General features: G+C 36.6%; 17 protein-coding genes and 1 pseudogene. 7 read left to right on the forward strand and 11 right to left on the reverse strand.

Annotation, left to right across the window (positions count from 1 at the left end):
- A pseudogene (locus H1P_RS08030) lies at positions 1 to 258 on the forward strand (indole-3-glycerol phosphate synthase TrpC); the annotation flags it as partial.
- A gap of 56 nt (positions 259 to 314) precedes the next feature.
- On the opposite strand, the gene H1P_RS08035 reads toward H1P_RS08030, so the two are convergent.
- The 3 genes from H1P_RS08035 to H1P_RS08045 all read right to left on the reverse strand — a co-directional run bounded on the left by H1P_RS08035 (position 315) and on the right by H1P_RS08045 (position 2,313).
- Positions 315 to 776: a nitrate reductase associated protein gene (locus tag H1P_RS08035; protein ID WP_144865938.1), complete on the reverse strand. Its 462-nt coding sequence runs from the start codon at positions 774 to 776 to the stop codon at positions 315 to 317.
- 604 nt (positions 777 to 1,380) lie between these two features.
- Positions 1,381 to 1,767, reverse strand: a complete 387-nt coding sequence (locus H1P_RS08040; protein WP_144865941.1) for an alr0857 family protein — start codon at positions 1,765 to 1,767, stop codon at positions 1,381 to 1,383.
- Between the two features lie 36 nt (positions 1,768 to 1,803).
- A complete protein-coding gene (locus H1P_RS08045; RefSeq protein ID WP_144865944.1) occupies positions 1,804 to 2,313 on the reverse strand; it encodes an HNH endonuclease in 510 nt (169 codons plus the stop codon).
- A 451-nt stretch (positions 2,314 to 2,764) separates the two neighbouring features.
- Between H1P_RS08045 and H1P_RS08050 the strand changes: the two genes are divergently transcribed.
- A complete protein-coding gene (locus tag H1P_RS08050; protein WP_144865947.1) occupies positions 2,765 to 3,103 on the forward strand; it encodes a hypothetical protein in 339 nt (112 codons plus the stop codon).
- 170 nt (positions 3,104 to 3,273) lie between these two features.
- Here H1P_RS08050 and purT read toward each other — a convergent pair whose 3' ends face one another.
- The 7 genes from purT to H1P_RS08085 all read right to left on the reverse strand — a co-directional run bounded on the left by purT (position 3,274) and on the right by H1P_RS08085 (position 10,057).
- Positions 3,274 to 4,446, reverse strand: coding sequence for a formate-dependent phosphoribosylglycinamide formyltransferase (gene purT, locus H1P_RS08055; RefSeq protein WP_144865950.1), 1,173 nt, complete (start codon positions 4,444 to 4,446; stop codon positions 3,274 to 3,276).
- 1,013 nt (positions 4,447 to 5,459) lie between these two features.
- Positions 5,460 to 5,804, reverse strand: coding sequence for a 30S ribosomal protein S6 (gene rpsF / locus H1P_RS08060; protein ID WP_144865953.1), 345 nt, complete (start codon positions 5,802 to 5,804; stop codon positions 5,460 to 5,462).
- A 120-nt stretch (positions 5,805 to 5,924) separates the two neighbouring features.
- Positions 5,925 to 7,286 (reverse strand): hypothetical protein, encoded by a 1,362-nt coding sequence (locus H1P_RS08065; protein ID WP_144865956.1) that lies wholly within the window; start codon positions 7,284 to 7,286, stop codon positions 5,925 to 5,927.
- A 271-nt stretch (positions 7,287 to 7,557) separates the two neighbouring features.
- Positions 7,558 to 8,121, reverse strand: a complete 564-nt coding sequence (locus H1P_RS08070; protein WP_144865959.1) for a hypothetical protein — start codon at positions 8,119 to 8,121, stop codon at positions 7,558 to 7,560.
- A 161-nt stretch (positions 8,122 to 8,282) separates the two neighbouring features.
- On the reverse strand, positions 8,283 to 8,597 hold the full coding sequence (locus H1P_RS08075; RefSeq protein WP_144865961.1) for a carbon dioxide-concentrating mechanism protein CcmK: 315 nt from the start codon (positions 8,595 to 8,597) through the stop codon (positions 8,283 to 8,285).
- A gap of 33 nt (positions 8,598 to 8,630) precedes the next feature.
- Positions 8,631 to 9,275, reverse strand: coding sequence for a hypothetical protein (locus H1P_RS08080; RefSeq protein ID WP_144865964.1), 645 nt, complete (start codon positions 9,273 to 9,275; stop codon positions 8,631 to 8,633).
- 86 nt (positions 9,276 to 9,361) lie between these two features.
- Positions 9,362 to 10,057: a potassium channel family protein gene (locus tag H1P_RS08085; protein WP_144865967.1), complete on the reverse strand. Its 696-nt coding sequence runs from the start codon at positions 10,055 to 10,057 to the stop codon at positions 9,362 to 9,364.
- 380 nt (positions 10,058 to 10,437) lie between these two features.
- Here H1P_RS08085 and H1P_RS08090 point away from each other — a divergent pair, with 380 nt between their 5' ends.
- The 4 genes from H1P_RS08090 (at position 10,438) to H1P_RS08105 (ending at position 12,940) form a co-directional block, all read left to right on the forward strand.
- Positions 10,438 to 10,662: a Calvin cycle protein CP12 gene (locus tag H1P_RS08090; protein ID WP_144865969.1), complete on the forward strand. Its 225-nt coding sequence runs from the start codon at positions 10,438 to 10,440 to the stop codon at positions 10,660 to 10,662.
- Positions 10,663 to 10,908: 246 nt separating this feature from the next.
- Positions 10,909 to 11,505, forward strand: coding sequence for a DUF3177 family protein (locus H1P_RS08095; protein WP_144865972.1), 597 nt, complete (start codon positions 10,909 to 10,911; stop codon positions 11,503 to 11,505).
- A gap of 31 nt (positions 11,506 to 11,536) precedes the next feature.
- Positions 11,537 to 11,839 carry a DUF7734 family protein gene (locus H1P_RS08100; RefSeq protein ID WP_144865974.1) on the forward strand — a complete coding sequence of 101 codons (303 nt, stop codon included), beginning with the start codon at positions 11,537 to 11,539 and terminating at the stop codon, positions 11,837 to 11,839.
- Between the two features lie 474 nt (positions 11,840 to 12,313).
- Positions 12,314 to 12,940, forward strand: coding sequence for a cyclic di-GMP-binding domain-containing protein, MshE-related (locus tag H1P_RS08105; protein WP_144865977.1), 627 nt, complete (start codon positions 12,314 to 12,316; stop codon positions 12,938 to 12,940).
- Between the two features lie 176 nt (positions 12,941 to 13,116).
- On the opposite strand, the gene H1P_RS08110 is transcribed toward H1P_RS08105, so the two are convergent.
- Positions 13,117 to 13,515, reverse strand: coding sequence for a helix-turn-helix domain-containing protein (locus H1P_RS08110; RefSeq protein WP_144865980.1), 399 nt, complete (start codon positions 13,513 to 13,515; stop codon positions 13,117 to 13,119).
- A gap of 262 nt (positions 13,516 to 13,777) precedes the next feature.
- Between H1P_RS08110 and chlP the strand changes: the two genes are divergently transcribed.
- Entirely contained in the window at positions 13,778 to 15,001 is a 1,224-nt protein-coding gene (gene chlP / locus H1P_RS08115; protein WP_144865983.1) for a geranylgeranyl reductase, read from the forward strand.
- Positions 15,002 to 15,154 lie beyond the last annotated feature (153 nt).

Consider the following 15,154-nt stretch of genomic DNA (forward strand, 5'->3'; position numbering starts at 1 on the left):
CAGATTAATTTAATTGGTATTAATAATCGTAATTTAGAAGATTTTTCTGTTAGTTTACAAACAACTAAAACTATTCTCGAAGCAAGAAAAGATACTTTAACAGAACGCAATATTACAGTAGTAAGTGAGTCTGGTTTACATCAAACAGATGATTTAAACTTTGTCAAAGATGCTGGCGCAAAAGCCGTTCTCATTGGGGAATCTTTAGTTAAACAAACCGATCCTCAAGCAGCTATTAAAAACCTTTTTGACTTATAAAAAATCAGAAAACACATAGCTAGGGGCGAAGGTTAATCGCCCTGACAACCAAATTATTATTCTGCAATACCAAATTCTTTTAACGCTGGCATAAAGTTACGATTTTCATGACTGGGACGACTTAACTTAATCAGAGCAAAACGCTGTAGAGAAGTCAAACTTGACCACTGATGTAGAGAAATTTTAATTCCCAGTTCGGCTGCTTTAATTTTTATACCTTTAGGTATTTCATTAGTATTCAGCCATAAAGGATGGGGATCGATTGCTAATTCTTTAGCAGGTTTTCCTGTTTTAGCTATTACCAAATTTTGTAAAAATTCACGATAATCTTTGATTTCCTGTGAACTATTACAAGGCATTGTAACTATAGTTTGCCTTTCTGACTGAGTAAATTGATTCCAATGTTCGAGTTTCAGCTTAACGCCACAAGTATCTAACTTCATTCTGGCAATCATCGGAATACAGCGTAAAGATTCAACAAAATCAGTTTCAAACTGTAAAAAAGCTTGGTTAGTCATTGCTTGCGATCGCATTATCCTGATTAAACAAATTACTATTAATCATATCTTTTAAATTGAGCTTATTTTAGTAAAGCAAAAAACAAAAACGAAATCAATAAGTATGAAACAAAACAAGATAATAACTACACAACAGTCTCAAGTCGCTATGTTATATAGAATGACGGGTTCTGGTAAAACAACTTTTGCTACTAAATTGAAAAGTGAACTTCCAGCAATTTGCTGTTCTATATCGCTAGTTTCGAGAGAAGGGAAACAAATAAATTATAATTGTATTATGCAGCCTAACTGTTGCTATTTTATGCCTTGTGAAATATTAATGGCTTCTACTGCTTGAAAAAGCCGTTCAACAGCTTGGTTTAAGAAAGAAAGTATTTGTTTTAGAGGAAATATTGTTTGATAAATCAATCTTATTCTTCAATGATGCTGATTAATTTTTCTCCACAACAAGTTAACCCAAATATTTACAAATATTTACAAATAATCTGAATTTCAAAAATCACACCATTTCTCATGCATTAACACGAGACTTGGAATCGCGAAGTCAAAGATTTTTGCGCCGTAAAAAAGTACGATTTATTTTTCTCTGACTTCAAATCAGACTTCATTCTCCAATTAAAGAAGCATCGAAATTACCTTCTTTCCATAATTGGTGGAGGAAAAATTCCGTACGCTCATCTAAGTGACAAACGAAAATCCCTTCTTCGCTATTTTCTTCAGTAGTCACCCAAATACCTTGAAGACTAACTTCAGCAGAATCATCATCACAGACGTCTAATTCTAAAATATTATTGCTGTGATCTTCTAATGCTTCAAGAGTGCCAAAATAAGGTAGGTCAATAGGAAGCAATAAAGAAGCAGTGCTAGGCTCGACATAAACGCTAGCAGTAGCTCGTAAGCAGACTAAAATTCTGTTAGCAAGCCAAGTTTCTAAAGAATCAGTTAAACGCTCCAAGTAAAAACCGTTTTCTGTATAAGTAATTTTTAACATTAACTATCGATCTCCATAAAAAAATTTAAAAATTTGCTAATTATCCGTTACTAGTTGTTGCTCTTGCCAAAATTGTTCCGCAAACGCGATAGTTGGGTGTTTAGGTGCTTTTGGCTTGTTCAATAAAGTCATCTTGGCTTCTTCAGGGGTTTTATTTCCTTTACGACTATTACAATCGGCACAAGCAATCACAACATTGTTCCAAATATGTTTACCTCCTCTTGAGCGAGGAATAATGTGGTCTATAGTTAACTGTTTCCTATTTCCACAGTATTGGCATTGATGCTCGTCACGTCTTAAAATTTCTTTTCGGCTAACAGGAGGAATTTTCCAAGGTCTTTCTGCACTTTGATATAGCCGAATGACAGGCGGTACTTGAATTACAATACTTGGAGAGCGAATTTCTTTAAAGGTAGTATCTTCAAAAAAAATTATTGGCTCAGCTTTTCCCATAGCTAAAAGAGTAACGGCTCTTCTAAAATTAATCCTATTCAACGGTAGATAGTTTTGGGAAAATACCACGACCGATTTAGTGGAAGTAGTCATCGTTCATTCATTAATGAATTATATTGTTACCAAATGAAAAGAAAAACCCCCGCTTCTGATTGATTAGACGCGGGGGGATAAACTAAAGTTAAACTATGATTGTTTACCTTGGTACAACTAACTTAGTTTTGTACCCTCCGCTATTCGATTTGGGTTGTAATTCGATGTTTACAATACTTAAACGTTGATTCGAGCTATAATCCTTACTTTGCTCTCTTAAGGGTGTTGATTCCCGTAAATGTAGGTCGCTATAATGCCAATCTATAAATGAACACCCATCAACCATCGCTGCGTCAAAGTTCTGTCCTTGGCGTTCTGTCGCAGATATTCGGTTGAAGAGTGCTAAAAGTAACATTGAATTTGTGGAAGTTGTTTTTACGGTAGTGTCAAAGTATAATTTTGATACTACACTTATATTACCCAGATGTCCAGTATTTAGAGGAAAAAAATTATGCGTACCTTAACTCGTACATCGACAACCGAAATGGAAGTCACCAGTATTCGCTTAGAAAGAAGCCTTAAGGATAAGCTAAAAGAACTTTCTGGTAATCAAGGTTACCAGGCATTAATTCGAGATATTCTTTGGAACTACGTGCATCAGAAATCAGGTGATTATCGTCCTCAATTTGCTCTTTCGGATATTAGAGCCACTTTAGAAGCGGTAGCCAGAAAAGACGAAAGTTGCGCTTTAACTGGAAAATTAATCCAAGAAGGGGAACCCATGCTACTCGCTTTTACTATTTATGGTGATTTGGTGCCTTTGAGCTTTGAGAGTGTAAATCCAGAATAATTACATAGTTCTGAGTTGGGTTAGTGATTGGTATGTCAATACCCAACTCCCCTGTAGTTAGTTCCCTAATCAGTTCTCCAATTCGCCTTATGTGTAAATAAAGAACACAAGACAAAGAACTAACAACACCGTAATCAAATCGCTGACAATCATTAGTTTTGATTTTTCATTTATTCGGTTAGCTTAATCTTTTGGGCTGCTGCTGTGGCTTTTTCTCTGGCTTCTGTGACATCTTTTCCTTTGGCTAAAGCTACTCCCATGCGACGATATGGACGAGAATTAGGTTTGCCAAAGAGCCTAATATCAACGTCTGGTGTGGATAGTGCTTCGGCTACATTGTTAAATACAATTTTGTCTGAGTACTGACTCGCTAAAATCACTGCACTAGCAGAAGGAGCAAAAACTTCTATCTTGGGAATCGGTAAGCCAAGAATTGCTCGCAAATGCAGTTCAAATTCATTAAGATTTTGCGAAATTAATGTAACCATTCCCGTATCATGAGGACGAGGGGAAAGTTCGGAAAAAATTACTTCATCTTTTGTAACAAAAAATTCTACACCGAAAATACCAGCACCTCCTAAAGCATCAGTCACTTTGGTAGCTATCTTTTCAGCTTGTTTAATTTGCTTGTCGCTAATTCCTGCGGGTTGCCAAGATTCTTGGTAGTCGCCTCTTTCTTGACGATGACCGATAGGGGAGCAAAAAATAGTGGGTGCATTCCACTGTTTAATAGTCATGAGAGTGATTTCAATTTCAAAATCAATAAATTCTTCAATAATTATCTTTTGCGTATCTCCTCTTGCTCCTTGGATAGCATAATTCCAAGCCTTTGTTAATTCTTGGGAAGTTTTCACAATTGATTGCCCTTTACCAGAAGAAGACATTACGGGTTTAATTACATTGGGAAAGCCAATTTCTGGCACCACCTTTTCCAATTCTTCTAGATTACTTGCATAAGCATATTTAGCTGTTCTAATACTTAATTGAGTTGCTGCTAATTCGCGAATGCGATCGCGATTCATGGTATAGTTAGTGGCTGCTGCGGTGGGAATTACTGTGTATCCTTGACTTTCAAATTTCGCTAATTTTTCTGTCCGAATCGCTTCAATTTCTGGCACGATAAAATCAGGCTGATATTTCTCCACAACCCTGGCTAAATCATCTTCACTAAGCATAGAAATAACCTCAAAAGCATCAGCAACTTGCATCGCAGGAGCATTTGCATAACTATCAATAGCAACCACAAAGTTACCTAATCTTTGAGCAGCAATTACGACTTCTTTTCCTAATTCTCCTGAACCCAGAAGCATGATTTTTTGTGGTAATTGGATATTTTTGGTCATGGTTTTTTATTGGTGACTAATAGATTCAGATGCATCTCTTTCGCGCCATGGGTCGTCGCTCGTCAATTAATTAAATGATTAATTTAGTTCCGAAGAAGCTCGTTTATCAGGAAAACAAGCTGAGATCAAACAAGATATCCAAAATCATATTTAGTGGTTGGAAGAGTGACTTAAACCAATTAATTAATAACAAGAAAAACTGATTAAAAACAACTGAAAGCTGTTCCTGGGATTGGTGAAGTAACTGCGATCATTTACTTTAGTTGCTGCTCTACTCGAATTAGGTCAGTCAACTATCAGGAAAACAAATAAATCTCCTGCTTAGTTGGTCTAGCAACACTCAATCGTGATAGCGGAGGGGGCTGTCTCTTGAAATAGATTCAAGAGCTTGTAAGCACCGTGGCAGTGAAGAGTCTAACGAATGATTGTGGAGGACGGGCTGTGGTTCGTTGTGCTTGATACATGGCAAATTTCGTAGGAATTCGTTTTAATGAGGACAAGTTGCCTGAACTTGCTTCAGACGCGTGAGATGTCCGTCCTGTAATTGAAGCTTTATGATGAGCGATTGCTTCAAAAAGTTAGCTTTGACTGCCTGAGCAGCACAAGTTGCTGATGATTTTCAATGCGACGATCAAAAGCAGTGAGCTTTGGTAACCTCGTCTTTCTGAGCAAGCCACTTAAAAGGGAAAGTTTGACTTCAAGTCATATTCTCTTGCTTCATCTTTCTTCATTGAACGATTTTCAACTCAAAAGTTGGACATATTTTGTTGTCTTATCTAGCGATTGCCTGATAACACAAACATAATTTGACGAGCAACTAGGCGTGATTTTAGCGAGCGAACTTGATGATTTTTACTCATCTAGAGCACGCGCGAGTAATCAACACATGAGAGTACACAAATCTTACGGGAGGAAATACCAACGGTCAGTCGGCAGATTCCACTCCCGTGTTGATAATCAAAACAATCGCTACAGCAAAGCTCTCAACTAACTATTAAATACTTTCAATTTATCTATTCTTCTTCAGTAGAAGCATCTGCATCTGTTTGCTCTAACGCTTCTTTAGGTGACTTTTTAAGTTTAAGAGTCATATAACGAATTACTTCTTCGCTAAGACGCATTGCTCTTTCTAAGGGAGCAACTTGTGTTCCATCAGCTTGATAATTGACTTGAATGTAAATACCATCTAAAAATTTCTTAACTGGGTAAGCTAATCTTTTTTTACCGCGATTAAGAATATCGATGTTTTCTGCGCCTCTTTGACTGAGAAAGTCTGTATATTTATTAACAGCTTCATTGACTTGATCTTCAGATAAGTCAGGACGCAAGATATACATCATTTCATAATGATTGCTCATAGTTAAATTCCACTCCTTATGGACATTAATGGCTTTTTGCATAACTATCAAAAAGCAAGGAATTACTATCTTATCCCAATTTGTTGATTAAGTATCAAAAATAGCAAAATTCATTATTTGTTACTTTAACAACAGACGCAAAGGCTTAGTGAGCTTTCTGGGTAGCCAAAGAGATTTTTTGAGTAGAGTTCTCATTTGCCAAGTAGTTTTACCCAGTACTTTGTTTACAAGTAAAATTAACTGATATTTTTTGCTATTAGGATCGGTGGTATCTAATATTGGGTTTAAAAAATAGTCATCAATGCCATGGCTAGCAGCATTTTGGACAAACCACAAGGCATAATTAAAACGACCCTGTAAATGAGTAAGATCGAAAGCAATTTGTAAATCGATTCGTTGTTCCCAAAGATAGCGCATTAGTTTGGTAACTCGCCACGGGGATAGGTTAGACAATAAGCCTGATGGTTGGTTAAGTTCTAAATGAAAAGTTTCAAAAGGATTATTTTGCTCTAAAGTTATAGAATCGCGGTAGCAACGACGCATCAAATCTGCGATCGCTATTTGATTACTAAATTTACCATAACCATAGCTAGTGTTAACTGAATTATCCTGAAACTTCTGCAAACTTTCTAGATAACGATTGATAATACTTTGAATTGCTGGATCTAAATAATCTTGAAAGCGTTCGGTATGTTTAGAAAGTCTATTAGGTTGTTGAGAATCAATTCCGCTAAAGTGAAAAAAGATTAAAGGTTCACCATCTACTAACCACCCTTCAGAAGTTTGGCTTAATTTTCTCCGATCTAAATTCCAGTAAGCGACATTAAGAGTGCGATCTCTTAAAATAGCTACATTTTGGTGAAATGCTGGTAATAGATCGACAAACTTTTGATCGACAAAAATTCCTTGGTCTTGTTGATTAATGCATTGATAACGCAGTCTTCTCTTCCACCATTGCAAAAAATTTTGTGCTTCTTGGCTATTATTGAGAGCAATAAAACCCAAATTATAGATACCAGCTTTCATAATGCCAATATCATCGGGAAACTCGTCAAACTCTGCTGGTGCTGTTATATGAGGTGTAATGGCAAAATCCGCTCCTTTTTCAAAAGCATCAAATACAGGCTTCATCGGAGCAAACAATTCAATATCTGGATCGAGATAGACTATTTCCTCAAAACCTCTTTCACGAATTAACCAATCTAGAAAAAAGGGTTTGATTGCGGTGTTAAATTCCATGATGTCGTAGCGAAACGCAAAATCAAGAAAATTAGTAATCTCTAAATCTGCTACGGGAATTACTTCAACATCTGCAATCTTTAGTTCAATTTCTGGTTGAGGAGTATCTGCTAAACATAAAAACAAAGATACTTCAGGATGATATTCTTTTAAAGAAGTGAATAAAATTCTGGCATAGGGAAAATAATTATTAGAGCAGATGCTAAAAATAGCTCTTTTCCGCATAGTAGCTGGTAGATTCATTAACTAAATTGCGATCGCATAATGATAAAACAACTTAAATCATTTAACATTTCTCAATTCACTTAGTAAACTAAAACACTGAACACTCATTATCTATTAATTAAATAGTCAATGTTCTATGTTAGAGCTAATTTAAAAGTGTGAATTTCCAATGGTTCATATTCAATGTTAAATAAGCTATCCCCTTTACTAATACCAAACTATAGTCAAAATAGAAAAGAACTTAGTAATCATAGATTCAATAATTCAGTAAATAATCCCTACTTGCTCCTTATTCTTCATCCCAAAGTCTATCTAGCTGCATTTGCCACGATGCGAGAAAATTCTCTCTTTCTTGAGGATCGCGATCTATATCTCCTAGCATTCCTTCCTGGTAAAATCTTTCTAGAGTCTGAAAAGTTGCTTCTTTACTTTGCCCTTGAGTTTTGGCTGCTTGAATAATTTGCCTAATTCTTTGCTCTACTAATTGCTGAAACGCTTCAGATAAACCTTTTTCTGCTACAAAAATCATGCGTAAAATTACATTAACAAAGTCTTCTGTAGCAAGAGTTGCAAAATTATGATGGAATACTCCCCAAAGAACATTTTGCCCCAAAGCATAGCGAATCTCTTGTGTGGTATCAAAATTAGCTTCCATCAAGGGAACTAATAGAGATTGTGCTTCCATCACCGAAGCAATAGGAGTTAAGACACGCAACCAAGATTTATCTTCTGACAAAAGAACCAAAAGACGTATTTTGTCATTGTTAATTTGCCAATTTTCTTCGTTGTTAGTTTCTACAGTGTCTTGGGGAAAGATTTCTTGAAGAATTGATGTAATTTGCTGAGTTTCCATTTTTTTAATCGCGTCTGAGATTTCGTTACGCGGATTGTGATAGGCTGCAATTGAAGGTTAAATTAGTAATGTAATGGGAAAGTTTTACTACTAATAACCACTAAATACTAACTAATAGCAGCAAACAAGATAACTAAATAAGCAAACTCTAGAAATCACACCTAAGAACGAAATTCCGCCACTTTATCACTATATTCAATGGGTAACACTGCCACGATATTGTCTGGGGGATTAGGTACTATGTAGTGAGTCATGACTTTGCCACCAAAAGTATTCTCCGCAGCAGCTAAACCATCTTCCATCGCTGGTTTGACTTCAGAAATCCCACCACGAATCACCACCATAAACTGACCACTTTCTGCTTTGTCAAAAAAGACAATGGTTACTCTTCCTCCTTTGACCATAGCATCCGCAGCAGCTAAGATTGAGGGAAACCCCAGAGTTTGAATTACACCTACTGCTTCTTGTTGAGGCATAAATACTTTTTTCTCCGTAATATTTACCAACAGTTAAATCTTAATCGAACTGGGTGCAGTATGAGAAGCAATTATACGATCGCATCCCGATTTGGGTTTTGCCCACTGATAGCGATATTCTAAAGGATTTCCCCAACATAACCCAAGATAAACTTCTGTACGAGTCGCGTCAACTTCCGCCCATTCTGCTTGACGAATTAGTTTGGTGGCGTATTCTCGGCTAATTTGTTGATGAGGAGTGTTGCTACTATTATTTGTAGGTTTTGTCTGGCGATTAGTTTTTCCTTTCCCTGGAGCGTTGGCTAGCCAAAATTGCATTCCTGGGGTGACTTGTTGCCAAAAATCAATTACCGATTGTTTTGCTGCGACTAAAATTGCTTTATCTTCTTCCAGGGGAATAAGTTGATTGTGAATTTCAGGATAGCAAACTGTGTGATTGTGAAAACCACAATCGCGCCAAATGATACCCGATACTCGATGTTGCTTTTGATACTGATGTATTTGGGTACGAAAATCTTGGTAGGCAAAGACTTTACTGACTCGATTCATATCCAACAGTTTGATCACTACAGGATCTTTAATTCTTTCTGCTGAGGACAAGACAACGCGCTTTCCCTTCCAATTAGCTTTTAATTCGCGATCTAGGATTGCTATCAACTCTTGGGTAGTGTAAGTCATGTATCGCAGCGATCTGGCTTTATTTGCATTGTATCCTGTATCGGGGATCTAATGATCGGCGATTGGTTACTACTTGCTAATTACTACTAAATGGGTAATTTTTCAATATCCTTGTTACCACCAATCACAATCATAATCGAGCCTTCTTTGAGTTTTTGTCCTGGTGCGGGGTTGGTCATAAACTTCTCTCCACTACATACAGCCAGAATACTAATTCCATAACGCGATCGCAAATTTAAGTCGGCCAGGGTTTTATCATGAAATTCTTTGGGGACTAAAACCTCAACGATACTATTTTCTGGATCGAGTTCAAAACGATCTAAAATTGCTGGTTTGGTCAAAGTTTCGGCTAAAGCGCAGCCTGCTTCATGTTCGGGAAAAACTACTCGGTCTGCACCTACTCGCTTCAGTAACTTACCATGAATTTCAGAAGAAGCTTTGGCGATTACGTTTTTTACTCCTGCTTCTTTGACATTAAGTGTAGTGATGATACTTTCTTGAAGATAATTACCAATCGCTACTATTACAGTGTCCATCTCGAAGATTCCTGCTTCTTTTAAAGCTTCAGGCTCAGTAGAATCTAGTTGAATCGCATGGGAAGCGATTTTTTGAGTTAATGCTTGAGTAACGAGCTTTTCATCAATATCTGTGCCAAGTACTTCGTATCCCATTTTATGCAAAGAGCTACACACTGCTCTTCCAAAACGTCCTAAACCAATCACGGCAAATTGATTATTTTCTCGACGCAGATTACCCAAAAATTTCAGTGATGTGAGATTCACTCTTGACCTCGTGAGATTTTTTGCAATTACTATCTTAAGTTGCTGTGAGGACTTTTATTATCCTTTTCTCGCAACGTTAATTGATGAATTTTCGACCTTTCCGCCCTTTAGTTATGTAAGTATAGCTAAAATTACTAAACGTTATAATTTTAATAGTGTCTATGTAATCTAGTAGCCAGAATATAATAGCAATCTAAAGATAGGTGCTTACTGGTAACAGTCAAGATTACATTAGATATGAGATCATAAGAAAGCATCTTGTAGAGTACCTCTAGGGATAGTATCTATCCATAACCAAAGAGGGAAATAGTAGATAAATAAACTAAGGTTTAACGAGATTACCCTCGAAAAACCATAAAATCAGTCATAAGAGGACAAGTATGAGTAATATACGAGAACAAATACAACAAGAAAGAGATCAAGCTAGAGAGGTATGCAGCACTGAAGGTAATACTTCTGGGGACTGCGCTGCTGCTTGGGATGCAGTAGAAGAACTTCAAGCAGAAGCTTCTCACCAAAAAGAAAGTCAGCCCAAGAAAAACCCTTTAGAGCAGTACTGTGATGACAATCCAGATGCTTTAGAGTGTCGAGTTTACGAAGACTAAATTTTCCAGGAAGGAAGAAAAAGGAGAAAGGAAAGAAAAAAAAGCTTGTTTCCCATTCCATTTTCATAGCTCTATTTCTGAGATAAATTACTTTTTATCTCGGTTGTCTCTGACAAAATAATTTGCATAAATTAAAATTTGGAGAAAATCTTAATCTTAAGGTTTTCTCTTTTTTTGTCATTGTACTGACAATATCAAAGAAGAATCTTAGGATAAGGAAATTGAGATTGATTTAAGACAACAGTTATGAATGAAGCTTTGCTAAGACCTTTAGTATGGATGGACTATCGTTTGGCATTTTTGTTTACAGCGATCGCTCCTTTAATTCTTTTAATTTGGGCTCTATTGCGAAAAAAAGAAGCCATTTACAGATTATTAATTATCTATTGGCGAGTAGCTAGCCTTTTGATGATTACTTTATATTTACTGATTCCTGGCTGGACAGTAGGTTTTATAAGTGGGATTGCGAGCCGAATCTTAATCGCCCTAACTCTCTGGTTTTGGGTCGATCTCAACGAAGAAATTAAAGATTTTCCTCAAAGTAGATTGAAATTTGCCTTTACCTCTTGGCGATGGGCAGTAACTTTATACTGTGGCTTAGGAGCGATCGCTAGTATTGTTTCTCTTCCCTGTGCATTTTCCGATCTTGCAAAAGAGACTACTGTTTGTCAAGTATGGTTAGAAGTCCCTCAAGCATATCGTGCTTTATTCCACGCTCAACCTGGAAATGAAGGCTTTTTGGGTTTTATGGGAGCAATGGCATTAACCGTTTACATCCTATATTTTGTCTATTTCTTGCTTGTTAGGTTGGGTAAGCAAGGACGTTCCGCATTAGAACAATAAAATAGTTATATTTACTGTCGGGATTATTCTAATGGTTAAAGCTATAGGTTGGCGTTTAGAAAAATATACCACCACACATCAAGAAGAAGTTTTGATCGTGACTCTTGTAACAAGTTCGGGAGAAGAAGATACTGTAATGATTTACAATGGCTTTTCTGGCTCTTTGGTTAAACCTACGACCTACGATCCTGATATTCCTGTAATTGAACCTAATGCCACAATAATTAGCATCGATCGTTTAGCTAGTCCTTACAATCCTGCTCAACCTGAATACATTCAGCAGGGCTTAACGTTAAAAGAAATGGAGCAAATGTTATTAAAGTCGGGAATTTAATAGATGTAAGCGAGAAATCAGCATTTTTAAAATTACGCATTTCCTAGAAGACTAAGTTATTGCGTGAAAAAAGATCGATATCAAAGCTATGGTTAGAAATACTCAATTAGCATTAGTTATTAGTAATATTGAGTGCTTTAAGCTTGATTTTTGGCAGAATTAAGTTTAATTGTGTCTATCTGATTAAAATCAAGTATCAACCAGGTTAAACGATCCTCATTTAAACGGTAAAAATTCATCAAAAAAATAAATGTTAGTTCAACAGATATATCATAAAGTTAATCAAGGTACTATAACTATGTATTTTATATCTTGAGATTTCTTACTTGAAGTAAACCGATCGGGAGATTTTAGTTGTTATGTTCTAACAAAGTCATTTTTACAATTTGTTTTGATTCAAAAAGCTGACATTTATTCTATAAATAATCCTTAAGGTAACTATTCGATTAAAACATAATAGAAAGTACATTTATTATGAGCCAAAACTATCGCTCAACTGATGCAGAAGAGTTCTCTACAGATAAATCTAGTCTTTCGGAACTTCAGCCCAAACGCATAGGAACAATCCTTAGAGAAGCCGATTTAGTATCGAATCCGCAATTGGATTTAGCCTTAAAAGATCAAGAAAATTTCCCCAATCTACTTTTAGGTGAGATTTTGGCTATGCGAGGCTGGATTAAAGCAGAAACTGCAAATTTCTTTGTGCAAGATTGGTCGAAAATACTCCAAGAAAAAAATCGTCAACCTTTGGGTCAGTATCTTATTAAGTCAGGATTACTAGAACCGAAACAATTGGAAACTATACTAGAAGAGCAAAAGCAAACAGGGATTCGTTTCGGAACAATTGCTGTGATGCAAGGGTTTTTGAAGTCTACAACTCTCGATTTCTTTTTGATGTATTTGTTTCCTGAAGAAATTAGGGTATCTCCCTTTGTGAATATGTATCGCACTATGCCTTTGGAAATACCTAGCAATGATACTGAGTTTGAAGAGTTAGACCCTGTATTCTTTGAAGAGTGGAAAGATGAAAAGTTAGTAAAAGATAATAATCCTAATGCTTCAGAAGATTTACCTGATACTGATACTAATTGGGCTGGTTAGATAATTAAAGATTAAAAATGCAAAATTGCTGTGTTTTGAAGTTTCAGGCAATTAAATATAGCTATTCTCAAATTGGTGATACCAATTCTCAACAGCCCAAATGCGATGGGGATAAACACCCAATATGACGGGTGTAAACACGAAGATGTGACGGGTGTAAACGCCTTACGTCGATATTATCCCGCTTGACGGCTTGCCCTTGAATGGGGGGACGCGGGGTCTCGTCGCTTTTTAACCGTTAATTTTAATCTTTGGGTCATTCTCCCCATCGTTGCACGAGAAATACTTACTCCTGTTTTTTCTTCAAGCATTTGACATAGTTCGTCTAAAGTCGCATCATCATTTTGTTCGATTAAATCAGATAACACAATTAAATTAGCAGAATTTAATTTTAGCTTAACTCCTCCATTAAAAGGTTTGGGCGATATTTCTCCTGTTGTTCGATACTGTTTGAGCAACTTTACTATAAAACTCAAAGCAACACCAAATCTTTTTGCCAGTTGACGTTGAGAAATTCTCTCTTGCTCATAAACATCAATGATCTTTTGTCTTAAATCAAGTGAATATGCTTTCATTCCACTATTTGAGAAACGCTATATTGATTAATCAAAATATAGCTTTAAGGATTGCTATAGACAATAATTAATTACTTTAATTGTGAATTATTAATCCTTCAATCCCTAATGGGGTAAACACTCTTTTTGAAATTAACTTTTGTAACTAGATTTGTTAAGCAGTATTTCAAATTTTACCTTACTTAAGGGATTCTGCATCTGGAGGGTAAAAGTCCGTGGTAGGATGCCTTTTAGCTTGAGAAAAGATATTAGGAGAAAAATTTTGGTACTCAGGGTAGCTGTCGTAGGCTCTGGACCTGCTGGTTCTTCCGCAGCCGAAACTTTAGTAAAAGCTGGTATTGAAACCTACTTATTTGAACGCAAATTAGATAACGCTAAACCTTGCGGTGGTGCGATTCCCCTTTGTATGGTGGATGAGTTTGATATTCCTTTAAAGATTATCGATCGCCAGGTAAAAAAAATGAAAATGATATCTCCTTCTAACATTGAAGTGAATATCGGTCAGACTCTGAAAGACGATGAATACATTGGAATGTGTCGTCGTGAGGTGTTTGATAGCTTCTTACGCAACCGCGCAGCTAAACTAGGTGCAAATCTGATTAATGGTACAGTTCATAAGTTAGATATTCCTAACAGCGATAATGAACCTTACACCCTTCACTATGCAGACCATTCTCAGGGTGACATAAAAGGAGAAAGTAAAACTCTGAAGGTAGATTTAGTTATTGGTGCTGATGGTGCTAACTCCAGAATTGCCAAAGCTATTGACGCAGGGGATTATAATTATGCGATCGCTTTTCAAGAGCGTATTCGTCTTCCTGAAGATAAAATGGCTTACTATGAAGACCTGGCAGAAATGTATGTCGGTGATGACGTTTCTCCTGACTTCTATGCTTGGGTATTCCCTAAATACGACCACGTAGCAGTGGGTACAGGGACAATGAAAGTAAACCAAGCTAAAATCAAACATCTGCAAACTGGTATTCGCAACCGCGCAGCGAAAAGACTAGAGGGTGGCGAAATCATCAAAGTAGAAGCACATCCTATTCCCGAACATCCCAGACCCCGCCCCATTCGCGGTAGAGTTGTTTTAGTAGGAGATGCTTTAGGTACTGTAACTAAATCTTCTGGAGAAGGTATTTACTTCGCTGCTAAATCTGGAAGAATGTGTGCAGAAACTATTGTGGAAGCTTCTAACAAAGGTCAAACAATACCTACTGAAGCTGATTTAAAACGATTCCTCAAGGGTTGGAATAAAACCTACGGCGCAACTTATTTGGTACTAGATATTTTACAAAGAGTCTTCTATCGTAGTGATGCTACTCGTGAAGCTTTTGTGGAAATGTGTGCTGATGTCGACGTACAAAAACTTACTTTTGACAGCTATCTCTACAAAACAGTAGTACCTGCTAATCCTTTAAAGCAAATGAAGATTACAGCGAAAACCCTTGGTAGCTTATTAAGAGGTAACGCTTTAGCTCCCTAAGTTTTGATTATCAATTCAACAACGAGACTTGTGCTTGCGGAGGAAACCTCCGCGCACTTCCTCGTTCAATTATTGCAGTACCAAGAGATAAACCCTTGGTACTTTTTTATTGGGGATAATTTTTGGCTTTTTGCTTACCCTTGATATATCGAT

It is taken from the genome of Hyella patelloides LEGE 07179 (assembly GCF_900659865.1).
In the GTDB taxonomy this organism is placed as follows: domain Bacteria; phylum Cyanobacteriota; class Cyanobacteriia; order Cyanobacteriales; family Xenococcaceae; genus Hyella; species Hyella patelloides.